Below are 23,390 nucleotides of genomic sequence, written 5' to 3'. Positions count from 1 at the left end.
GGTTATGAGCCAACGAGGACCCGTCCCGCACGGTCCCTCCGTGTTCGGCGGAATCCGTTCTGTGCTGGTCAACGGGGTTTCGTTCGTCCGAGCTGTCCGCGTCGTATCACCTGGTCCGCTCGATTTCGCCGTGCCCGGTTGCCAAATTCGTTGCCAATTCCGCCCGATCCGGGATTAGATCGCGCGCGTTCATCGGCCCTCAGCCATCTGTTCGCGTGCCGATTGAGGCGCTACTTGCCACTCGCCTCGGCATGCTCGTCGGCCGGGCGGTTCTCGGTCTGCTCCTTCGCCCACTTGTAATCGGGCTTGCCCGCCGGATTTCGACGTATCCGGTCGACGAACCACAGACTGCGAGGCAACTTGTACGCCGCGATCTCCTGCGTGAGCACGGGGCGTAGATCCGCGAGGGACGGGCGATGCTCGCCACGACATTGGACTACGGCCACCACGCGCTGGCCCCACCGCTCGTCGGGCACGCCGACCACCAGGGCATCGAAGACCTCGGGGTGACACTTGAGCGCACCCTCGACCTCTTCGGGGTAGATCTTCTCGCCGCCACTGTTGATACTCATGGAGCCGCGGCCCAGCATGGTGACGGTGCCGTCGGCCTCGACCCTGGCGTAGTCACCGGGAATCGAATAGCGAATCCCGTTGAACACCTTGAATGTTGCGGCAGTCTTCACCTCATCCTTGTAGTACCCGACCGGGATGTGACCGCGACGGGCGAGGAACCCGATCTGCCCGGAACCGGCCACGACCGGATTACCGTCGTCGTCGAGCACCTCGGTCGATGCGTCGATCTTGATACGGGGCCCGCCGGTGTGCGTCGTCTCGCCCTTGGTGACCACGGCCAGACCGCCGAAACCGGTTTCCGAGGAACCGATATTGTCGGTGATCAACCGGTTCGGCAGCAGTTCGCTCAATCGGTCCTTGAGGATCGGCGAGAACAGCGCGGCGCTGCTGGCGATCACGTACAGGCTCGAAACATCATACGGTTCACCGGTTTCCGGATTGCCCTCGACCAGCGCGTCGACCATCGGCCGAGCCATCGCATCGCCGGTAATGAAGATCATGTTGACCTTGTGCCGATCGATGGTCTGCCACACCGTGTGCCCGCTGAACTCGGGAATCATTACGACCGTGCCGCCGTCGAAGAGGCTGTGGAAGATCGCGGTTTGCGAGCCACCGTGGATCAGCGGCGGAATCGGGTAACGCACCATCTGCGGATTGCCCGAACCGACCTTGGCCTGCTGCCACTCGTCTTCAACGTACTCCCCGTTGAAGAAGTTGATGCCGCCGCCGAGCACGCGCCACCAATCCTCCTGCCGCCACATGACACCCTTCGGCAGACCGGTGGTGCCGCCGGTGTAGAGCATGAAGATGTCATCCGGCGAGCGCGTGCCGAAATCACGCTCGCCCGAGGACCGCGCAAGCACCTCCTCGTAACCCAGAGCGTCAGCGCCCGTGGGGAATTCATCCGTGCCGTCATCGACGACGATGACCGTGCCCAGTCCCGGCACATTCGGCCGGACGGCAGCGACACGATCGGCGTACCGGCGCTCGTGGATCAGCGCCACCATGTCCGAGTTCTCGAAGATGTACTGCAGCTCGTTCTCGACATAACGGAAGTTGACGTTGACCATCACTGCCCGCGCCTTGAATATCGCGACCATCGTCTCGACGGCCTCGATCGTATTGCGCGAGTAGATCCCGACCTTGTCGCCGGGCCGCACCCCCTGCGCACGGAGGTAGTTGGCGAGCCGGTTGGCCCGATCCTCCAACTGCGCATAGGTCACCGATCGAGTGTCGTCGATCAGAGCGACACGATCCGGCATGAGGTCGATCGCGTGCTCGACTAGGTCCGCTATGTTGTAGCTCACAAACACAAGCTAGAACGCGTTACAGCATCTAGCAAGCCGTCTCGTCGCACCGCCTTCGAGGCAACCCGTTCCCACGATTGGGCTCCGCGATCCGCGGAAGCCGGGGCGGCGGGCACAGGCACACCCTTCTACATCGCGAAACCCCTTTGCCCATGGCAGATTCCAAGCGCGGGACCCAACATTCAAGGCAGCTCCGCCGCAGCGGATTCAACTCGATCCGACAGGATGCTGACACACTTCCGAGGGCATGGCACGAAGTTGACAACATGCCCACGACGGCGCAACGCGCGTTGCTCGATCATGAAACAGGTTCTAATTTATACGGATGGCCTACAACGTCGCCGACCTCCTGGAACACTCAGTGGACGCGGTGCCCAACCGGGTCGCGGTGATCTGCGGAAGCCGCAGCATCACCTACCGCGAACTCGAGGAACGAGCCAACCGGCTCGCACACCATCTCTCCGAGCGCGGGGTGGGCCGGGGCGATCACGTCGGCGTGTACTCGCGTAATTCGATCGAGGCGCTGGAAGCCATGTTCGCGATCTACAAGCTGCGAGCCGCGGTGGTCTGCGTGAACTATCGATACGTCGCCGAGGAAGTCCGCTACGTCGTCCACAACGCCGATCTGAAGGCGCTGATCCACGAGCGGTCCTACGCCGATATCGTCGCGGCAGTCCAGCCGTCCGCGCCGGAGCTGACCGAGATCATTGTGATCGAGGATGGCTCGGATCTCGACTACGGCCGGTACCACGCCACCGCATACGAGGCAGCGCTGGCAGCCCAGTCGCCCGCACGCGACTTCGGCGAACGCAGCTCGGACGATCTCTACGTCCTCTACACCGGCGGCACCACAGGCTTCCCGAAAGGCGTGATGTGGCGGCACGAGGACGTGTGGCGCGCGCTCGGCGGGGGGATCAACCCGCTCACCGGTGAATACGTCGCCGACGAATGGGAATTGGCGAACCGGGCGAAGGCCGCGCCGCGGGGTACTATCGTGGCCCCGCTCGCACCATTGATCCACGGCGCCGCGCAGTGGGCCGCATTCATCGCATTGAATTCCGGCAACACCCTGGTGTTCGTGCCGCAGTTCGATCCCGACGAAGTATGGCGCACAGTGGAGAAACACCGGGTGAACGTCCTCAGTGTCGTCGGCGACGCGATGGCCAGACCACTTCTCGACGCCTATCGAGCCGGCTCATATGACGTGTCCTCCTGGTTCTCACTGACAAGCAATGCCGCACTGTTCTCCCATTCACTGAAACAAGAGTTCATCGAGCAGTTCCCGAAGCTGTTCATAACCGATGTGATCGGTTCGTCGGAGAGCGGCAGCACCGGATTGGGTGTGGTGACAAAGGATTCCGACCACACCCAGGGGCCGCGCGTCAGGTTCAATGCGCAGGCCGCACTGGTCGACGACGAGGGCAGGTTGATCGACGTGCGGGTGGGAGCGGTCGGCCGGGTGGCCCGCACCGGCCATGTGCCGATCGGCTACTACAAGGACCCCGAGAAGACTGCGCAGATCTTCTTCGAGATCGACGGCAAGCGTTATGTCGTGCCCGGCGACTATGCCCGCTACGAGGCCGACGGCAGCGTAACCTTGCTGGGACGCGGCTCCGAATGCATCAACACCGGGGGCGAGAAGGTGTTCTCGGAGGAGGTCGAAGGCGCGCTGAAGGCGCACCCGGACGTATTCGACGCGCTGGTGATCGCGTTGGCGGACGAACGGTTCGGGCAGGCGGTGGCGGCAGTCATCGAGCCGCGCCCGGGGGTGCCGGTCGATCCGATGGCATTGGATGCCCATATTCGAACCAAACTCGCCGGATACAAAGCGCCGCGCAGATATTGGGTCGTCCCGAAGATGTTCCGCCAGCCCAGCGGGAAAGCCAATTATCCACAGGCCAAGGAATACGCCGCAGCGAATCTCGAAAGCTCGCTGCCGGTACCGAAATAGGATTTCGAATCGCGACACGAGTCAAGAGAGCGACGAATATGAGTAGACTCGATTTCCCCACCGCTGCCACGCTTCGGACATCACTGTTGCGTTTCGCGATGGGTCCGCGCTACATCGATCCACAGATCCCACGCGGACGCGAGGTTTCGATCGCAGGCGCACGAGTATTGGTGACCGGTGCATCGTCCGGAATCGGCAGAGCCGCGGCGGTGCGGCTGGGTGAGCTCGGCGCCGAGGTGCTGCTGGTGGCACGGCGTGCGGAGGAACTCGAGGCGGTTCGATCGGAGATCGTCCGGTCCGGCGGCACCGCGAATTGCCTGGCCTGCGATATCACCGATCAAGAAGCCGTCACCCGGCTGACGACAGAAGTGGAATCGAAATGGGGTGCGATCGATGTCCTGATCAATAATGCAGGGCGGTCGATCCGGCGATCTGTGGTGGATTCGCTCGATCGGTTCCATGATTACGAGCGAACGATGGCCGTCAACTATTTCGGCACGGTCCGGCTGACAACGTCGCTTCTCCCGGCAATGCTGGAGCGAGGCAGCGGTCAAATTGTCAATGTCGGCACCTGGGGTGTCGTAATGGGTACAATGCCGAAATTCGCCGCGTACGGCGCGTCGAAATCTGCGATTGCGGCTTTCGCCCGCAGTCTGGGAGCCGAGATCGCCGGCCGGGGAATAACGGTTACCACCGTTCATTACCCATTGGTCCACACTCCGATGAGCAACCCCACTGAGGAATACCGAAGGGAAGCGGCTGGATTGACGCCCACTGCGGCCGCAGAGTGGCTGATCCCCACACTGCAGCGCCGGCCGGTGGTGGTCTACCCCCGCGGCGCCGCGCTGGCCCGCACGGTCGACGCATTCCGGCCTTCACTGGTGGACAGGGCGCTGATGACGGGATCATAAGGCGACCAGGGGCCTCGTCGATCCATGGGGAGGACCGGCCACGGGATCCATGGGAGGGATCCGCAACACTGATGAGAATGCCGCACAATTTACTTAAGTTACATTTGTGCCCATATTTTGAAACCTACTCATTTCAAGTTGCAGGATTGTTGCCGAAGGGGCAGCAACCGGCAACGTCTCATAATAGGGGGTTCTGGTGGGAAGCGCTATTTCCGCCCCGGTCCGTGTCGAAACGAATTCTTCGGAGTACACCGATATAGTGGACTGGCTCAAGCAATCACGCGGAATCCTCGACTTCACCATTTCCGAGATTCTCAAGGAGAGGAGCTCGATCGATGGCCTCGTGTACAGCAGCCCGGATGACGAATGGGCGGCTCATCTGACGCAACTCCTCAACGACGTCAGACACGATCTGGTATTGACCATATCCAGTCCGGTACAGTCCTGGCGCGCATACCGCGCGGCAGAGCTGCGGGTGACGGAGCTGATCAAGGCCGGCAAAAACGTCCGGCTGCTTATGTCCTCGACCTACATCGAGAGCCGAAAGGACCGGCCCCAGCTCGAAAGGTCTCCGTTCCATCCGAATATCCGAGTCGCCGACACCGGCGCTTACAACACCATCACCATCGACAGGAAGATGGCAGTGCTGTGGGGTTCCGTCGGCGGCGGCGACCCCATCGGAATTATGGTCACCGAACCCACGCTCGTCGGAGTCATCCACCAATTCACCACAAAGGCTTGGAAATTCGCCCCGGACCTGCGCACGCATTCGAACGCGCATCAACGGCAACTGGACGACATCACCCTTGCCATCGTCAACCATCTGCAAACCGGCCTGAAGGATGAATCGGCCGCGAAAATGCTGGCGGTATCGGTGCGCACCTACCGGCGGTACGTGGCCGAAGTCATGGCCCAGCTCGGCGTGACCACCCGGTTCCAATTGGGGGTGCGCGCCAGCGAGCTCGGTCTACTGCAGTTCGATCCGGGGCTTCGTCACGTCCGTGACGTGAAGCCGTGACCGGCGGCGTGGGGCCGCGTCGCGACGCCCTCACGCCACCCGCATCTACTGACCACCCATGTGGCAATCCGAGCCATTCCGTTTGCCGACATCGATGACGAGCCGACTGTTCAACTCGATGAGTAGCTTCAGATCCGCGACATCCCAGTTCCGGAGCTCCTGCGCCAGGCGGCTACTGCCGGCCGTTCGGACGGAATCGATGGCAACCCGCCCTGCCGCGCTCAAGGACACCCGCTGCGACCTGTGGTCGACACGATCCGCGATGCGTTCTATCAGGCCGTCCTGGTGTAGGAGCCGAATCTGCCGGGACACATGCGGCGGCTCTACGCCCAGCTGAAAAGCCAAGTCCCCCAGTCGAATCGGACCATCCGCCGTGCGCAGCACCCGCAGCACCGAGATACCCGCGCGGTCCACTCGCACCCCGGTCTGGGCCACGATGGCGTTATGCCGCCGGACCCTGGTCAGGAGCTGCGAGATCGCCGCCAGACCGTCCTCGAGCTCCGCGAATATACCCGGGAGCAGATCGCGAACACTCGAATCGTGAGGATCGCCGATCGGCGTCATCGTCCACCCTGTCATATGTCGATATCTCTGGCGGCGTAGAAGCCCTCGCCATGGCAAACGGATTGGACGGCGGCCCTTACCGCGAAGGCAGGTACGCCCCTTGCGCACGAAGCGCTTTCTGCACGGCCACGGCGTCCAGATCTCCGCTGCTCGCGTAATGAGCCGCGCCGACACCGGCCGCCTGACCGGTAGCGAAAGCCGTTCCCATGACACGCAGCGTCGCGCCCGCCCAGCGATCGCCGTCCACATTCCGGCCGGCCGCGAACAGATTCTCGGTGTCGGCACTGCACAGCGAGCGGAATGGAATGTCATAGTGACCATCCCCGGAGATGAACTCCCACTGCGGTGGAATGCCGGGCCCCGGATGGAATTCCACGGGCCAGGCGCCGAGGCCGATGACGTCGTCGAATCGAGCGCCGGAGAGCACCTCGTCACGCGACAACCGATAGCGGCCTTCGATATGACGAGACTCCCTGGTCCCGATCTCGGGCCCGGTACTGACGATATACGCCCCGGCACAGCCCGGAAGAGTACGGAAGACCTCGAGGTAGGCGCGGGCCTGAACTCGCGAACTCTGCTGTGCCCGAGTGACTTCCCTGATATCGCGGGCGTCATAGCCCTCATCGATCACATAGGTGATGACGTCGTCGGAGATCGGCAGTCGCGCTACCAGGCCCCGTTCGGCCGACAGGGGCCCGATCCCGTGCAGTTTCGCGGCCGCGATCGCCGCGCCGAGACGTTCGCGAGATACCTCCGCATCGGGCGGTACTCCGCCGAATCGCACACCGAGAGTTCCGTTCTGGACCATTCCGTCATTGCCGTACCGGACCGCGGCACCCGCGAACGCGGCCAGGTCGGCCTCACCTGTGGCATCGACGAAGGCCGCGGCCATCACCCGGCGCACACCGGCGTGATCGGCGAGGTCGATCGAACGCATCCGGCCGCCCTCGTCGCGCTGCGCACCGATGAGCTGACTGCCCAGTTGCACATCGGCCCCCGCTTCGACACACAGCCGATCGAGGACATACTTCACCGACTCCGGGTCGAAGACCACTGCCACCGACGTGAATCGGATCGGTTCGGTCAGTGATCGGAGTGCCCGCAGGCCCTGTTGCACCTCCTCCGCCACACCGAAAACCACCTGCCGAGGCGGATCGGACCGGGTGTAGATCCCACAGTAGGTCAGCACATTTCGCAGTGTGGCCGCTCCGCCGAGGCAGGGCGCTCGCTCGACCAGCAGGGTCCGGGCCCCCATTCGGGCCGCCCCGACCGCGGCGGCCACACCAGCCGAGCCGCCACCGGTGACGATGACGTCATAGTGTTCCGGGGCTAGCAACGCGCATCCGATCTCGACAGCAACCCGTCCCTGGTCCTGAGCCGATCAACCTTGCCTACCGACGTGACCGCGAATTCGTCGACGTAGAAGACCACCCCCGGCACTTTGTAGTGCGCGAGACCGAACCTCGCGAAGTGCCGTTCGAGATCGGCGATGGTGGGCTCGGTGTGCCCTTTCTCGACAATGATTGCCGCGCCGACGATCTCGCCGAGCTCGTCGTCCGGCCACGCGAAGGCGACGACATCGCCGACCCCCGGCATGTCGCGAGCGGCGGCTTCGACTTCGGTAGGAGATATCTTCTCGCCGCCACGATTGATGCTCTCCTTGATGCGGCCGACGACCACGATGTTCCCGGAGGAGTGCAGGCGCACCAGGTCGCCGGTCCGGTGCCAGCCGTCGTCTCGATCGCCGCTCACGCGCGAAAGAGGCTGCCCGACATAGCCTTCGAAGAGTGAGCGACCCTTGGTCACCAGTTCACCGACCTCTCCGACGCGGGCATCGTTCCCCGCCGCGTCGATCACTCGAACCTCGTCGAACGGACTCGCCGGACGCCCCTGGGTATGGTGGGCGATCTCGTACGGATCGTCGGGCCGCGTCAGGCAGATCAGCCCTTCGGACATGCCGTAGACCTGTTGCACGGCGACCGATAGCCGCTCGGCGAGCTGGGCCGCGAGCCGCGGCGGAGTGATCGCTCCCCCGATCTGCACGAGGGACAGCGTGGACAGGTCGAGGGCCGGCATGGCCGGGTCGTCGATGCAGGCCAGCCACCTCTGTGCGATGGCCGGCACGATGGCGGTCATCGTGGCCGACTCCCGCTCGAGCAGTGGCAGCGCGTGCTGTGGATTGGGAGACCTCGCGAGAATCACCGTTCCCCCGGCGTCCAGCACCCCGAGTATGCCGGGCGATGCCAGCGAGAAGTTGTGCGCCACCGGCAATACCGCCAGATACCTGGTGTCGACCGTCAGACCACACACATCACCACAGCTGCGGAACGCGTGGATGTGCTCGATATGGGTGTGCGGAACGAGTTTCGATTCGCCGGTGGAGCCCGAGGTGAGCAAGACCGTCGCGACCGACCACGGAGCGATGTCGGCACTGTCCAGCCGTATCCGACGCGCCGGCCGGTCGACGGTATTCGCGGCGCACGCCCGGATATCGATGTCCGTGGCGGCGACGCTCTCTCCCACAACCGCTACGACCAGGGTCGAGGCCTGCGGCCCGAACGCCTGATCCACCAGTGCCCGATGATCGAAGTCCCCCCATCGATCGACGACGGCGACCGCGTGTACCGGCATCCGCCGAATGATCCCGGTGAGTTCGTGTATTCGGTGCGGCATCAGCGCGAAGACGGTGGCGACACCGATGCGCTGGCAGGCCAAAGTGGTGACGATGAACTCCCAGCAGTTGGGCAACTGGATCAACATGCTGTCCCCCTGGCGCAAACCGGCCGTGAGGAAAGCGTCGGCCACCGCGTCCACGCGGTACGCCAGTTCCGCGTAGCTGAGCGCGGTCAAACCGTCGACTACGGCGTGCCGGCCGGCATCACCGCGATCGACCCATTCCCACGGCAATTGCCCGATCGATGCTTCCCGCCCGGAATCGAGTTCCATATAGCCCCTAGAGAACCAATATCAGACTATCCGTGTCAGGCGTACAGCCTAGGTTTCGAGGTGGTATTCGAGTGCCTGCTCGAGGCTGTAGTCCGAATACAGTTCCTTTTCGTCATCGGAGATGAAGATGCCATTCAATCCGGACATGACCGAGACGAAGTTCTGGATTCTGGAGCGCCGCCGTTCCGGGTCGACGATATTCTGTGCTTTCTCCCAGTAGTCTTCCTTGTTACGAGTCGTATCGTAGAAGTAGCCGACATAGGACAAGATCTGGCCAATAATGCTTCGATAATTCTGCTGATATCGGTCGAGCACTTCTTTCGACGATTCCGGATGCACGAGTACCGCATTCACCGCTTCGGCGACACCGCGCGAACCACGCAGCGCCAGGGTGACGCCCGAGGACAGCAGCGGATCCACGAATCCCGCCGCGTCACCGGTCAGGATCCACCCGTCGCCATACATCCGATCGCAGACGTAGGACCAGTCCTTGATCGTGCGGAACTCACTGACCTGCTGCGCGTTCCGCAGCAGGCGCCCGATCTCCTCGGTCTTGCCGAGCTCGGCGAAGTAGGTGTCCTCCAGTTCCTGGCGGGACTTCCCAGAGTCGTCCGCCGGCGAGACGAATCCCACGCTGTTGGTGCCGTCCGACAGAGGGATGTTCCAGAACCAGCCGCGGTTGGTGTGCTCGGAGATGACATCGCCCTGCAGGGTTCCCTCATACCGCTCGCAATCCTGGAAGTACGCCCAGGTCGCCATGTTGCGGAAGTTCTCGTTCCAGCTCCGTAGCCCGAAATGCCGTCCGAAAAGGATCGATTGCCCCGAGGCGTCCACGACCATGCGGGCGCGGACCCGGCGCGATTGCTGCGCGTTCCGCAGGGTGTATGTCACTCCGACGACGCGGTCGTCCTCCATCAGCGGCGCCGACACCGAGGCTTCCTCGATGACCGTCGCACCGAGTTCCCGAGCCCGGGCCAGCAGCAGCGCGTCGAAGTCGGCGCGGCGCACCTGGAAGGTGTAGGGATACCGGGAAGCCGCCTCGAACTGGAAGTTCCAGGTCCCGGCATCTGCTCCCCACCGCAGTGTGCCACCGTACTTCCGAAGCGCACCGCCGATGTGCTCGACGCGGTCGAACAGACCCAGTTCCATCAGTGGGCTGACCGCTCCGGGCAGCAGGGATTCACCGATGTGGTAGCGCGGAAACTTCGCCTTCTCGAGCACCAGGACGCGCCAGCCTCGCTTCGCGAGCAGACACGCGGAAGAGGAACCCGCGGGTCCGCCTCCGATGACGATTACGTCGAATTCCTTGGACTCATCGATTTCGAGCACAGCCGAACTCCTATTTTCACACCGAGAGCTGATCGGAAAAAAATACCGCCAAAGACCGATCAGCGGACCGAGAATATGATTGCGCGCATCGGCCCCGAGAGCGAGCGAGCGTGCCGAGCAGGTCAGAATCCGAGAATAGCGTCCGGCCCCGGATCCGGGCAACACGCAGAAGCGAGAATTGCAGATCTGGCAGTAGACTGCCAATTGCAGCTTCCGGCCGTAACTCTTGCACGCCGGAAATGATCGCCAATAACCTGCCGGTCATGGTCCTCAACGTGCTCGTGCAGGTGAATTCATGAACGACCTGATTCAGCTCCCGTTCAAGCAACCGGATCCGTTACAGGTCCCGCTGGAAGCACTCGAACTGCAACGGCAAGGGGCGATTGTTCGAGTTCTGACGGCGACCGGCGACGAAGCCTGGCTCGCGTCCGGCTATGCGCGGGTCCGGAAGTTGCTCTCCGACGATCGATTCGGGCGCACCCACCGTGACCCGGAATCCGCGCCGCGCGCCACGGCGTCAGCGTTCGGCGGCCCGCTCGGAAACTTCGTCACCGAGTACGCGGACCACGCGCGCATGCGGTCGCTGCTGCAACCGCACTTCTCGCCCAGACGCATCCGCGCGCTCGCGCCCAGGATCAGCGCCCACACCCGGCGGGTCCTCGATGATCTCGAGCGACAGGGGCCCCGGGCCGACCTGCACACTCACGTGGCACTCCCGCTGCCGCTGCTGGTCATCTGCGAACTGCTGGGTGTACCGTTCGCCGACCGCGCGGACTTCCGAACCTGGGCTGAGGACGCGAGTGATGTGACCGATCGCGACCGATCCGGTCGCGGTGTCGGCCAACTGTTCACCTACGCAATGGAGTTGGTGACCAGGAAGCGCAAATCCCCTGAGGACGACCTCATCTCGCGACTCTGCGCGATGGACGACGTCCCCGACCATGAGGCGGCCATGGCGACGATGTCGCTGCTCTTCGCAGGCCACGAGACCACGGTGATCCAGATCGACATGGGGGTGCTGATGCTGCTGGCCAACCCCGGCGAGTGGGAATCTCTCGTGGCCGATCCCGGACTGGTGCCCAATGCGGTCGAGGAGATCATGCGCGCGCCGGCGAAGGCAGGTTTCGGCTTGCCCCGATACGCCCGCACCGACGTGGAGATCGACGGTGTCGATATCCGTGCCGGAGACCTTGTGCTGCTTGACATCTCGGCAGCGAACCACGACCCCGCCATGTTCGCGGAACCCGAGCGGGTCGAGATTCGTCGGGCGGAAGCCGCACAGCACCTGACCTTCGGACACGGCCTGCGGTACTGCCTCGGAGCCCCGCTGGCCCGATTGGAATTGCAGGAGGTGCTGTCCCAATTGATCTCCAGGTTCCCCACCTTGAGCTTGGACGGCAAGGTCGAAGACCTGACCACCCGCAACGGCATCGCCGGCGGCCTGCTGGAACTACCGGTTCGATGGTGACCGCGAGCCCGGTCCGCCGTCCCCGTGTGGGCCATATCAGCTTCCTCAACTGCCTGCCCCTGTTCTGGGGTCTGGCACGCACGGGCAGTCTGATCGGCCTGGATCTGGTCAAGGATACGCCGGAGAACCTGAGTGACGCGCTCGTCGACGGACGGCTGGACATCAGTCCCGTCAGCCTCTGCGAATTCCTGCGCCACCGTGATGTCCTGACCGCGCTGCCTGGCATCGCGATCGGATGCGACGGCCCGGTGATGTCCTGCCTGGTCGTGAGCAAAGTGCCCTTGGAGCAACTGGACGGGGAGCTGGTCGCGCTCAGCTCGACCAGCCGCACCACCGTCGAATTGGCGAAGCTGCTGCTGTCCGAGCGGGTCGGCGTGTGTCCGGAATACTTCAGCTGCGCACCCGATTTGGAGCTGATGCTCGAATCCGCCTCCGCGGCGGTGATCATCGGCGATATCGCGCTCCGTACCGCCGTCCACGAGGCCGCGGCACTCGGTTTGCAAGTCTACGATCTCGGCCAGATGTGGCGGGAGTGGACCGGGCTGCCGTTCGTATTCGCGGTCATGGCCACCCGTCACGACTTCCTCGAACGTGAGCCGGAAACCGTCCGCAGGGTGCATTCGGAACTGCTCACCGCGCGTGACCTCGCGGAGCGAGAGATGGACGAGCTGTGCCGACAGCTGTCTCGTTGGGAGAATTTCGACGCCCACGTCCTCGGCCGCTACTTCACCGAGGCACTCGATTTCTCCTTCGGAGACCGCCAGCGCGCGGGTATCGAGGAGTTCGCCGATCGCATCGGCATTCAGTCGAATTGATCGGTCTGTCACAGATTTCACGGCCGCCAGAAATTTTGGGAGCACTCAGTGTCGGAATGTCCGATCCATCAATATCCCACCCGGGCTGCACGCAGCCTGGGGCTCGACCCGGTCCTGGACGAGGTCCGCAACGCGGATGGCGTCGCACGCGTGCAGCTGCCCTACGGAGATCCTTGCTGGCTGGTGACCGGCTACGAGGATGCTCGAACCATACACTCGGGCAAGGCTTTCGAACGAACGAGCATGGGGCAGGAATCCGCTCCCCGGCTGACGAACAGTCTGCTGCTAGCCGGCGCGCTCGGCGGCCAGAACGAACAGGATCACCTGCGGCTGCGCCGTGCGTTCCTGCGCGGGTACACGCCGCAGCGGGCGGCCGCGTTGACCGTGCGCGCCGAGACCATCATGGCGGAGCTGCTCGCCGCCGCCGGAGCCAACGGGCGCGCGGACTACGTATCCGAAGTGGCCAGGCCCTTCTCAGTGCTGGTGCTGTGCGAACTTCTCGGCATCCCGGCGTCCGACCGCTTCAAAATCGCGTCCTGGGTCGACACTCTGCTCGCCGACACCACCGGTGACAGCGCGGATCCGAGTGTGTACGGCGATGCGATCAAAGAACTCGGCTATTACGTGGTTCAACTGGTCAAGGACCGGCGCCGCACGCCGGGGCCGGACCTGGTGTCGGCACTCGCGCACGACACCGGCGAACTGAACACGCGGGAGATCGCCACGGTCGTCTTCGCGGTGGTCATGGGCGGATTCGAGACCACCACCCACATGCTCGGCAAAATGGTGCTGCGCCTGCTGACCGAGCGCCGATTGTGGAACAGCCTGCGCGACAACCCGGCTCTCGTGCCCGACGCGGTCGAAGAGCTGCTGCGCATGATCTCGGTGGCCGGTGGCGAGGGCATCCCCTGGATGGCTCGTGAGCATGTGACGCTCTCCGGTGTGGAGCTTGCTCCCGGCGACTACGTGGTCCCCGCCGTGGGAGCCGCCAACCGGGATCCAGCGATCTTCGCCGATCCCGAGGAAACGCGTTTCGACCGCACCGGCAAGCCGCATCTCACACTGGGTTACGGCGCGCATTTCTGCCTCGGCTCGCAGATCGCCCGGATGGAGCTCGCCACCGGCCTGCGCGCACTGATATCGACCTATCCGGCCACCGAACTGGCAGTGGCGCCCGCCGACGTCGCCTGGCGGACCGGTTCGTCCGTGTGGCAGCTCGAGGAGCTGCCTTTGCGGTTCCTGACGCACTAGCGGGACAAGACCCGCAGACCACCACATCGTTCGTATTCGACACTCACACAATCATTTCGAGGAGGGGCTCTTGCTGGCCTTTTTCAAACACGTTGGCAATGAATTCATTCCACTCCCGTTCGCGGCCAGCCAATGGTCGCGGCAAACAGTTAACGGCACCGCCGTGACGGGTTTGGCCACATGGGCGCTGGAGCGGGATCGCGGTGCGGATGACATGCATCCGCACCGTCTGACAGTAGACCTGTTGCGACAGCCCAGGTTCGAACCGATGATGGTCCGGACGCTGCCGATTCATGCGGGCAAGACCGTCCGGATCGTCGATGTCGAGATCGAGCAGGGCGCGGTGATCGTCGCGCGGGCATCGCTCGTGCTCACGCGCACCTCGGCCAATCCACCCGGAACGCGTTGGGCTCCGGCCCAGCGTGCCTATGACATTCCGAGCGACGAACTGCTGCCGCCCGAGGGCCCGGGCATCGTGTGGGGCAGCGATGCTCACCCCGGCGGATGGTCGGCCGCCATGGCCGACCATCAAAACGACAGCCGCAAGCGTCTCTGGGTTCGGCAGGCCGCAGTGGTCGACGGCGCCGACCCGACGCCTTTCGTGCGCGCCGCCATGGCGGCCGAACTGGCGAACACTCTGACCAGCTGGGGTGATACTGGAATCGGCTTCATCAATCACGACATCACGATGTGTTTGGCTCGCTTGCCGGTCGGAGTTGAAATCGGCCTGGAAGCGGAGAACCATCTCGCCGTCAACGGAATCGCCGCCGGCACAGCCACCCTGTTCGACCGTGCCGGGGCGATCGGCACCTGCGTGGCCGGCTCGATCGCGAATGCATTCACCAGTGTGGACGCCACCAGCAAAGCCGGCAGCTGGGATGAGAGCGCCCGGGAACGATCGAAGGTGACCCGATGAGTCTGGCATTTCTCCTGGGCGGGCAGGTTCCGCTCGGACCGGAACTCGTCACCGAGTTCCGCGAGCAGTTCGCACCGATTCGCCACAGCTATGAACTCGCGTCGGAGCTGTCCGGGCTTTCGGTGGCGGAGCTGGTCCACCCGGCGGATCGCACACCTCAGCAAGCCCATGGGATCGCGGCGCTGAGCCAAGCCGCCCTGGTCTGCGGCATGTCCGATGTGCTCACCACGGCGGGCGTCGAGGCCGCGGTGATCGGTGGTGTGAGCCTCGGATCCCTGATCGGCGCGACCCTGGCGGGTGCCGTCGATCGTCGTGAGCTGTTCGAATTGCTCTACCACCAGCGCCATTTGCCGCACCTGCCGGATGACGCCCCCGCGCAGGGGATGGCGATCGCCAATCTCTCCGCCGCGCAGGACCCCGCCAGCTACTACGGCGACCGGTGGCCCGGTGTGTTTCTCGCGGCCGACCACGGCGGCGGCACCGACGGGAACAATCGGCTGATTGTCCTGTCCGGCCACCTGCCCGCACTGCAGGCGGTCGCCGATGCCCATCCGAACACGATTCGAATGCTCGATTCGTACTTCGGCGCGCTGCACAGTCCTCTGGCGCAGTACATCGCGGATTTCATGGACGAGCGGATCTCGACGATGACCTTCCGTGCTCCCGAGGCCGTGCTGTGTTCGCCCTTCACCGGCGCACCGGTCAGCACCGCCGAGGGGGTGCGCGAGTACTTCGTTCAGAACTTCGTGACGGCCTCGAGCGTCTGCCCGATCCTCGATGAAATGGCCCGGCTCGACTGCCGTGATGTCGTCGGCCTGGGCCCGGGAACGCGCAAGGACATCGCGGCCGGTCCCCTGCGCGTGCGGAGCGCGCTGTCGGCCGAGGGATTGCGCGAAGTAGTGGAATCCCTCGCGGTTACGGCATGACGCGACCAGACCATTCGAAAGGCAAGATCATGAATCAACGTTTGGCAGGCCGGCGCGCACTCGTGACGGGTGCGGGCGCGGGCATCGGACGGGCGACGGTTCTTCGACTGCTGCGCGAGGGTGCGTCGGTGTTCGCCGTCGGCCGCAGCATCGACGGCCTCAAAGGCACCGTGGAGCTGGCCGGGCAGCAAGGTGACGACGACCGGATATCGCTTGCGGTCCTGGATGTTTCGGTGGAAGCGGACGTCGAGCGCGTGGTGCCCGAAGCCGCCGCGGTACTGGGCGGGCTCGACATCCTGGTCAACTCGGCCGGCATCCTGCGCGGCTCGCACACCCACGAAACGGGCATGGACCTGTGGAACGAGGTGATCGGAGTGAATCTGACCGGCACCTTCCTGGTCTCACGCGCATCCATTCCGGCCCTGTTGGAAAGCCGCGGCGTGGTGATCAACGTCGGCTCGACCGCCTCCGACTTCGCCCACCCGTACATGGCGGCATACGCGGCGAGCAAGGGCGGGCTCAAGGCATTCACGAAAACCCTTGCCCTCGAGTATGAAACGCGCGGCTTGCGCGCAGTGTGCATCGCGTCGGGCGGCATCCGGACCGCGATGACGGAGAACCCGAGCTATCCCGCCGATGCCGACTGGAACCTGCTCACCCGGTTGAAGCCATTGGTCGGCGGCGGGCTGGGCCACCCCGACATGGTCGCCGGGGTGATCGCCATGGTCGCTTCCGAGGACGGAGCGTTCATCACCGGCACCGAGATCCGGATCGACGGCGGGGCCCATATGTGAGCGCCTCGGTCGCCGGCACAGACAAGGACACGATCAATGACCGCTACGAACACGGTGCAGGACTATCCCTTCGGCGCACCTGTCGGCCTCGAGCTGCATCCGAAGTACGCACAGACCCGGGTGGCGGGCCCGACCCGGGTGCGCATGCCCTTCGGCGGGGAAGCCTGGCTCGTCACCCGCCACCATGATGCGCGAATTGTGCTGTCCGACAGCCGGTTCAGCCGCGCTCGCACCCTGGGCGCGGATGTTCCCCGGACTCGGCAGCTCGTCCAGTACACGCGTGACATCTTCATCATGGATCCGCCCGACCACACCCGGCTGCGACGCCTGGTCGCCAAGGCCTTCACCCCACGCACCGTCGCCGTGCTCGAGCCCTCGGTTTCTGCGATGGTGGACGAACTGGTGACGGCGATGATCGACCGCGGTGCGCCGAGTGACCTCACGGAGAGTCTGGCGTGGCCGCTGCCGACGCGAGTCGTCTGCGAACTGATGGGCGTGCCGGTCGCCGACCAGGATCTGTTCCGCGACTGGGCCGATAAGTTACTGGCACTTGGCGATTCCGGGCTTGCGGAGATCGAGCAGGCCCGCACCGCGATCTACGCGTACCTGTCGGAGTTGATCGCCCGCTATCGCGAGCACCCCGCCGACAATCTGCTCAGCGCCCTGGTCGCCGCCCAGGACGAGGACGACAGGCTGATCGAGCAGGAGATCGTCGCATTCAGCGTGACGCTCCTGGTCGCCGGGTACGAGACCACCGCCAGTCAGATAGGCAACTTCGTCTACACGTTGCTCACGCGCGAAGAGCTCTGGGATCGGCTGGTCGAGGACCCCGAGGTCATCCCGGCGGCCATCGAGGAACTGCTGCGGTACCTGCCTTTCGCGGCCAGCGCCGATTTCGCCCGAATCGCCACCGAGGACATCGATCTGGGCGGCGTGCGAATTCCCGAGGGTGACGCTGTGATCGTGCTCGAAGCCGCGGCCAATCGCGACCCGGCCGTCTTCGACCGTCCCGAGGAGATCGACTTCGACCGGCGGACCAACCCGCACCTCGCCTTCGGGTACGGGGTGCACCAGTGCATCGGCGCGGCGCTGGCCCGGCTGGAACTGCGAATCGTGCTGGAGACGTTGGCGCGCAGGCTCCCTCGACTACGCCTCGCCGTTCCGGCCGAGAACGTCGAGTGGCGGGCGAATCGGCTGGTTCGCAGCGTGCGGGCGCTACCCGTCTCCTGGTGACACGAAAGGCATTTCCACTGAGTCCTGGAAGGGGCGACATGACGGGTTGGGTGGTCCATCACGACCTGCGAGCACCTGAGTTCGGAACACCCGCCGCACAGCTGTACCGGGCGGCGCTGGACATCAGCCAATGGGCCGACGAACAGGGTGCGGCCAGCATCATCCTCTCCGAACACCACGGTTCGAGCGACGGCTACCTGCCATCGCCGTTGACCATGGCCGCGGCGATGGCCGCCCGCACGCGGCGCGCCACCGTCACCGTCGCGGCCTTGAACCTGACACTGCGAGATCCGATCGCCACCGCCGAGGACGCGATCGTGGTCGATCTGATCTCCGGCGGCAGGCTGGTCCTGGTGCTGGCGGGCGGCTATGTCCCGCACGAATGCGACATGTTCGGCATCGATTTCGGGCAACGGGCCAGCATCTTCGAGGAGAAGCTCGCGGTCTTCGTCGAAGCCTTGCGCGGTACGCCATTCGACTATCAGGGGCGCACGGTGACGGTGACTCCGAAGCCGGTGAGCCGGCCCCGGCCCCCCGTGCTCCTCGGCGGTCTAGCGGCCAAACGCGCGGCACGGTTCGCCGACGGCTTCATGCCCGCGCTCGCTGATTCCGCACTCGCCGAGACATATTCGGCCGAATGCGCCCGTCTCGGCAAAGGCAGCGGATTCCTGAGTTGGCCAGGCGGTCCGAAATGGATTTTCGTCACCGAGGATCCGGAGAAGTCCTGGGCGCAGATCGGCGCGCACGTGCTGCACGACTTCAACGCGTACGGCAGGTGGGAGGCAGCCGCGCCCGGCGCTCCCGCCTTCTCCCCGGCGGTGGATGTGGCGACCGTGCGCGAACTGGGCAATTTCGCGGTGGTCACTCCGGAGGAGTGCGTAGATCTGGCCCGCGAGCTGGGCCCGGACGCCAAGTTGGTGTTCAAACCGTTGATTGCCGGACTCGATCCCGAGATCGGGTGGGCGTCAATGGAATTGTTCGTGCGACGGGTCTTGCCCGTGCTGCAGAACGTGCAGGTCGACATCGCGGCTGCCACGGTCCGCCGATAGCCGGCGTCGCTGAAATCACCTTTCGATTCACTCAATTCGGGATCACATGTGCCAACGCTCTTGGAAACGACCACACACTTCCTGCTACAAATCTCAGTCATTCTGGTGACCTATCGCCTGCTGTGGCCGATCTTCCGGCGACTCGGCCAGGTTCAGGTAGTCGCCATCATGGCGGCCGGCTTCATCCTCGGCCCGTCGGTATTCGGATGGCTCTGGCCGCAGGCGCAACACTGGCTCTTCCCCACGAAGATCGATGTCGACGGGTCCGCAGTCACCCATCCCAGCCTGGTCGCGCTCTATATCGTGGGCCAGCTCGGTTTGGTGCTCTACATGTTCCTCGTCGGCTCCTCCTTCCATCTCGACATCCTCGGCTCGCACCGGCGACAGGCCGGCGTCACCTCCATCACCGGCGTGGGTGTGCCGATGGTTCTGGGTGGCCTGGTCGGCTGGTGGATGGTCGGCCGGGGCGGCTACTTCACCGACAAGGTGGCGGGTTGGCAGGGCGGACTGTTCCTCGCCTCCGCCATCGCCATCACCGCATTCCCGATGCTGGCGTGGATGATCTCCGACACCGGACTGTTGAACACCCGGGTCGGCACGATGGCGTTGTCCTCCGCCGCAGTCGATGACGCATGCTCCTGGGTCCTCATGGCGACTGTCATCGCCACGACCAAGGATTCGATGAACGGCGCACTACTGGCGCTGTTCGGCGGATCGTTCTACGTGGCGTTCATGGTCTTGGTGGTGCGCCGCTGGCTCGCCAAGCTGAACACGTGGAGCCCGACGCGCGGCGATATCGAACGGTCGGGCGGCATCCCCATCGCGCATCTCTCGATCGTCCTGCTGGTCGTCCTGCTGGCGAGCTGGTTCACCGATCTCGTCGGAATCTACTCCGTATTCGGCGCTTTCGTCGCCGGCGCGGTCATGCCGCGTGGACAGCTGCTCGATACCATTCGTGCACGCTTCGAACCGCTGGTCGCCTACCTGCTGCTGCCCGCGTTCTTCATCTACTCGGGACTCAACACCAAACTCGAGGTCATGTTCGACGGTTCGGTCCTGGTGATGGCCGCCGTCGTACTGCTGGTCTCGTTCGCCGGAAAATTCGGGGCCGTCGGCTTGGCCGCCCGCTGGCAGGGCATGGGCTGGCGCGAGGCCGGATCGATGGGTGCGCTCGCGAATGCGCGCGGACTCACGGAGCTGATCCTGCTGAACATCGGTTTGACTGCGGGGCTGATCAGCGCGCAGCTCTACACGATTCTGGCCCTGATGACATTCATCACTACCTTTGCGGCGACGCCGATCCTGCGGATGTTCCAGCGGCGCGCGCTGAGAGCCGGAAAGGTCTTCGGCCCGGACGGGGAGGAACCCCGAATCGTCCACGCCGACACCGCACCTGCCGCGTCCGTTCGCATGTGACCAGATCGCGGCGAACTCAGACATTTCTCGTTCACCAGATGAAGGGTTGAGAGCATTGAAGAATACCGGTGACCTCGTATTCGACGCGATCGTCGTCGGCGGCGGTCCGGCGGGATCGTCCTGCGCCGGACTACTTGCCAAGAAGGGCTGGCGCGTACTGCTGCTGGAGAAGGCCAAGTTCCCCCGCTATCACATCGGCGAGTCCATTCTGACCGGCACCGTGAAGACACTCGAGGAACTGGACCTCCTGGATCGAATCGACAAGATCGGCGGATCCATCCGCAAGTACGGCGGCACCCTGCGATGGGGGGTGGGCAAGGAGACCTGGAACTTCGTTTTCAAGGAGGCCTCGCCCTACGAGTACTCCTTCCAGGTTCGGCGCGCCGATTTCGATGCCTTGCTCCTCACGCGGGCAAGAGAACTCGGCGTCACCGTTATCGAGGAAGCCGCGGTCTCCAAGCCGTTGCTGGACGGCGACCGCGTCACGGGCGTGACGTACACCCTGCGCAACGCGCAGCAAACCTACGACGTCCACGCGCGTTTCGTGGTCGACGCCTCCGGTCAGTCGGCGGCCTTCGGTCGCCACTTCGGCGCGGTGCAGTGGAACGAAGACTTCCGGAACATGGCCACCTGGGCCTACTTCCAGGATTGCGAACGATACGAGGGCACCCGGGTCGGCGACAATGTCACCGAACACACGGAGAAGGGCTGGTTCTGGTGCATCCCCCTCTCGGACGGCACCAACAGCATCGGATTCGTATCCCCGATGGGCACCGCCGGCAAATCCCGTCAGGAAATGGAAGACTTCTTCTTCGCCGAACTCGACAAGACCGAGGAAGTCAAGCGTCTGCTGCGAAACGCCCAGCGAGTCAGCGAATTCCGCAGCGCCAAGGACTGGTCTTACACCTGTGATCGTATGCATGGCAGCGGCTGGGCAGCTACCGGCGACGCTGCGGCCTTCGTCGATCCCTTGATCTCCACCGGTGTGACGCTCGCGTTGCGCAGCGCGAGAGGACTTGCGGAAGCAGTCGACAGCGCCCTGACCGACCCGGAGTCAGAAGCCGAATCGCTCAAACGCTACGAGGAGAATTACCGCCTGGTCATCGACCAGGTCCTGGCCTACGTTCGCTTCTTCTACGATAAGAACCGCAGCCAGGAAGAATATTGGGAGAAGGCCCAGCAGATCGTCGACCCGGACGGATTCCGTCCGCGCATGCAGGATTTCGTGACCGTCATGTCCGGCCTGAACACCATGTTCGCCACGACCGACGAGTTCGAGCTGTATGCATCGCTGAAAGCCGCAGACGAGCGCACTCAGGCTCTCGGCTGAGCTGCGCCTTCGTGGTCTCACGGGAGCGCAGTGCTCACCGCCGCGCTGCGCCACCCGACTCCACGTTGTGCGTTCGCTGGGCTGGCACCCCAGCGATCTCAGTCCCAGCCGTTCCGCTTCATCCCACCGAAGCTCATCTGGTAGCAAGGCGTTTCATAGCGTTTCGTGCGCTGATCGGCGCACGCAATTCGAGACGTTGCCAATTCAGTTGCCAAGAACCCCGATAAAGATCGAGGGCGGTCCTGAAACCTACCGGTCAGGACCGCCCTCGTTAGTAGCGGGGACAGGATTTGAACCTGCGACCTCTGGGTTATGAGCCCAGCGAGCTACCGAGCTGCTCCACCCCGCGTCGGTGAACACAACATTACACACGGTTGTGGAAGGGATGCAAATCTACTGTTCAGAGTGGGTTTTCATGGTTGCGAAGATGATCATGAGACGGGGCGGGCGGGTCGCGAGGGTTGCGGACCGAGGGAGGGGCGAGCGCATGAGGCAGGGGCGCTGGGGGCTATATCTTTCGCACGCCCGCGCGCGGTTCCCAGGCGGGTCCCCGTCGGAAACGTGAAGCATGTCACAATTTCGGAGTGATATAGAACACATCACGGATAGATAACAGACCGTTTGGGATTTGTGAATGCAGCATAGCTGCGCTGCATCAATGCCGTTTTTCGCGTTATTCGCATCATGCAATTCAAGAGTTATCAAGACGTGATCTGTTGAGATTTACTCGTTATCGTCATGTTCGGCCCGGATCAAACCGTGATGGGCAGCCGACCCGAACCGCCGCACGCCGGAGACCCTGTCCCGCGGTACGGGCACCCCGACCTCCTGGGGACAGGGACACGACGGAGCGATCCGGCGGAGTCGGTGGGCGCAGGGAGGGACACCACCATGAAACAGAACCGGAAGATCAACACTCGCGCTTTGGGCCTCGCGGCCGTGACCAGCGCCCTTGTTGCCGTCCCGTTCGGTCTTTCCGCCTCCGCGTCGGCCGCGCCGACCCACAACTGGGACGGTGTTGCCCAGTGTGAAAGCGGCGGCAACTGGGGAATCAATACCGGTAACGGCTACTACGGTGGCCTGCAGTTCTCGCACAGCACCTGGGTCGCCAACGGCGGCACCGGCTACGCCCACCAGGCCAGCAAGGCGGAGCAGATCCGCGTCGCCGAGAACGTGCTCCAGACCCAGGGCGTCGGCGCCTGGCCCGTGTGCGGCCAGTACCTGCGCGCGGGCACCTCCGAGCCCGCACCCGCCCCGGAACCGGCCGCTCCCGCCCCGGCCCCCGCCCCCGCGCCCGTCGACGATGCCCAGGTCCTCATCGACCAGGCCACGGCCGCCGGTGGCGAGCTGGCCCGCCAGTTCGGCGTCGAGGGCCAGTATCACCAGATCCTCGCCGACAACGCCGGTCTCATCGAGTCCATCGGCGGATAGGTCGCCGCTTCGACGCACGGTGCGTCCCGGAAGCGGACCTCCTCCCGCTGCAGCGGACTCGCGACGGCGCTGCCATCTCGTAGCGATGGCAGCGCCTTCTGCTGTCCCGAGCGCCTGCTGGTGCCGCGTACCGTCCGCACCCCGCGCCGCGCGGGCGGCCGG

General features: G+C 64.3%; 19 protein-coding genes and 1 tRNA gene. 14 read left to right on the top strand and 6 right to left on the bottom strand.

From position 1 onward, the window contains the following. Positions 1–230: 230 nt before the first annotated feature. On the bottom strand, positions 231–1,880 hold the full coding sequence (locus QK444_RS10305) for an acyl-CoA synthetase (RefSeq protein WP_282779283.1): 1,650 nt from the start codon (positions 1,878–1,880) through the stop codon (positions 231–233). Positions 1,881–2,205: 325 nt separating this feature from the next. Between QK444_RS10305 and QK444_RS10300 the strand changes: the two genes are divergently transcribed. The 3 genes from QK444_RS10300 to QK444_RS10290 all read left to right on the top strand — a co-directional run bounded on the left by QK444_RS10300 (position 2,206) and on the right by QK444_RS10290 (position 5,760). After that, positions 2,206–3,831 carry an acyl-CoA synthetase gene (locus tag QK444_RS10300; RefSeq protein ID WP_282779278.1) on the top strand — a complete coding sequence of 542 codons (1,626 nt, stop codon included), beginning with the start codon at positions 2,206–2,208 and terminating at the stop codon, positions 3,829–3,831. Between the two features lie 38 nt (positions 3,832–3,869). Beyond that, positions 3,870–4,742, top strand: coding sequence for an SDR family NAD(P)-dependent oxidoreductase (locus tag QK444_RS10295; protein ID WP_282779277.1), 873 nt, complete (start codon positions 3,870–3,872; stop codon positions 4,740–4,742). A 259-nt stretch (positions 4,743–5,001) separates the two neighbouring features. Further along, entirely contained in the window at positions 5,002–5,760 is a 759-nt protein-coding gene (locus tag QK444_RS10290) for a hypothetical protein (protein ID WP_282779276.1), read from the top strand. 45 nt (positions 5,761–5,805) lie between these two features. On the opposite strand, the gene QK444_RS10285 is transcribed toward QK444_RS10290, so the two are convergent. From QK444_RS10285 to QK444_RS10270, 4 genes are all read right to left on the bottom strand, one after another. Then, the gene (locus tag QK444_RS10285; protein WP_282779275.1) at positions 5,806–6,324 is read right to left on the bottom strand and encodes a MarR family transcriptional regulator; all 519 of its coding nucleotides are present in this window, start codon (positions 6,322–6,324) and stop codon (positions 5,806–5,808) included. Between the two features lie 76 nt (positions 6,325–6,400). Continuing rightward, on the bottom strand, positions 6,401–7,660 hold the full coding sequence (locus tag QK444_RS10280) for an FAD-dependent oxidoreductase (RefSeq protein ID WP_282779274.1): 1,260 nt from the start codon (positions 7,658–7,660) through the stop codon (positions 6,401–6,403). Next, entirely contained in the window at positions 7,654–9,270 is a 1,617-nt protein-coding gene (locus QK444_RS10275) for an AMP-binding protein (RefSeq protein WP_282779272.1), read from the bottom strand. Before QK444_RS10275 ends, QK444_RS10280 begins: the two co-directional genes overlap by 7 nt. 48 nt (positions 9,271–9,318) lie before the next feature. After that, positions 9,319–10,599 carry an NAD(P)/FAD-dependent oxidoreductase gene (locus tag QK444_RS10270; RefSeq protein WP_282779281.1) on the bottom strand — a complete coding sequence of 427 codons (1,281 nt, stop codon included), beginning with the start codon at positions 10,597–10,599 and terminating at the stop codon, positions 9,319–9,321. Positions 10,600–10,894: 295 nt separating this feature from the next. Between QK444_RS10270 and QK444_RS10265 the strand changes: the two genes are divergently transcribed. The 10 genes from QK444_RS10265 (at position 10,895) to QK444_RS10220 (ending at position 21,797) form a co-directional block, all read left to right on the top strand. Continuing rightward, complete coding sequence (locus QK444_RS10265; RefSeq protein ID WP_282779270.1) at positions 10,895–12,067, top strand: cytochrome P450; 1,173 nt, start codon at positions 10,895–10,897, stop codon at positions 12,065–12,067. After that, complete coding sequence (locus QK444_RS10260; protein WP_282779268.1) at positions 12,061–12,882, top strand: menaquinone biosynthesis protein; 822 nt, start codon at positions 12,061–12,063, stop codon at positions 12,880–12,882. The genes QK444_RS10265 and QK444_RS10260 overlap by 7 nt, the downstream gene beginning before the upstream one ends. A gap of 243 nt (positions 12,883–13,125) precedes the next feature. Beyond that, positions 13,126–14,133, top strand: a complete 1,008-nt coding sequence (locus QK444_RS10255; protein WP_282779267.1) for a cytochrome P450 — start codon at positions 13,126–13,128, stop codon at positions 14,131–14,133. A gap of 70 nt (positions 14,134–14,203) precedes the next feature. Beyond that, positions 14,204–15,049, top strand: coding sequence for an acyl-CoA thioesterase domain-containing protein (locus tag QK444_RS10250; protein WP_282779266.1), 846 nt, complete (start codon positions 14,204–14,206; stop codon positions 15,047–15,049). Between the two features lie 122 nt (positions 15,050–15,171). Next, entirely contained in the window at positions 15,172–15,975 is an 804-nt protein-coding gene (locus QK444_RS10245; protein WP_282779265.1) for a hypothetical protein, read from the top strand. Positions 15,976–16,004: 29 nt separating this feature from the next. After that, a complete protein-coding gene (locus QK444_RS10240) occupies positions 16,005–16,769 on the top strand; it encodes an SDR family NAD(P)-dependent oxidoreductase (RefSeq protein WP_282779279.1) in 765 nt (254 codons plus the stop codon). A gap of 36 nt (positions 16,770–16,805) precedes the next feature. Next, positions 16,806–18,002, top strand: a complete 1,197-nt coding sequence (locus QK444_RS10235) for a cytochrome P450 (protein WP_282779264.1) — start codon at positions 16,806–16,808, stop codon at positions 18,000–18,002. 38 nt (positions 18,003–18,040) lie between these two features. After that, positions 18,041–19,051, top strand: a complete 1,011-nt coding sequence (locus tag QK444_RS10230) for an LLM class flavin-dependent oxidoreductase (RefSeq protein ID WP_282779262.1) — start codon at positions 18,041–18,043, stop codon at positions 19,049–19,051. Positions 19,052–19,156: 105 nt separating this feature from the next. Then, positions 19,157–20,467: a cation:proton antiporter gene (locus tag QK444_RS10225; RefSeq protein WP_282779260.1), complete on the top strand. Its 1,311-nt coding sequence runs from the start codon at positions 19,157–19,159 to the stop codon at positions 20,465–20,467. A 55-nt stretch (positions 20,468–20,522) separates the two neighbouring features. Then, complete coding sequence (locus QK444_RS10220; RefSeq protein WP_282779258.1) at positions 20,523–21,797, top strand: NAD(P)/FAD-dependent oxidoreductase; 1,275 nt, start codon at positions 20,523–20,525, stop codon at positions 21,795–21,797. 275 nt (positions 21,798–22,072) lie between these two features. Here QK444_RS10220 and QK444_RS10215 read toward each other — a convergent pair. Next, positions 22,073–22,146, bottom strand: a tRNA-Met gene (locus QK444_RS10215). A 542-nt stretch (positions 22,147–22,688) separates the two neighbouring features. Here QK444_RS10215 and QK444_RS10210 point away from each other — a divergent pair. Continuing rightward, on the top strand, positions 22,689–23,228 hold the full coding sequence (locus QK444_RS10210) for a transglycosylase family protein (protein ID WP_282779256.1): 540 nt from the start codon (positions 22,689–22,691) through the stop codon (positions 23,226–23,228). The last annotated feature ends 162 nt before the right edge of the window (positions 23,229–23,390 follow it).

Origin of the sequence: Nocardia sp. CC201C (assembly GCF_030010695.1) — a bacterium.
GTDB lineage: Bacteria > Actinomycetota > Actinomycetes > Mycobacteriales > Mycobacteriaceae > Nocardia > Nocardia otitidiscaviarum.
The sequence above is the reverse complement of the archived record's forward strand: the minus strand, read 5'-3'. Positions and strand labels throughout refer to the sequence as shown.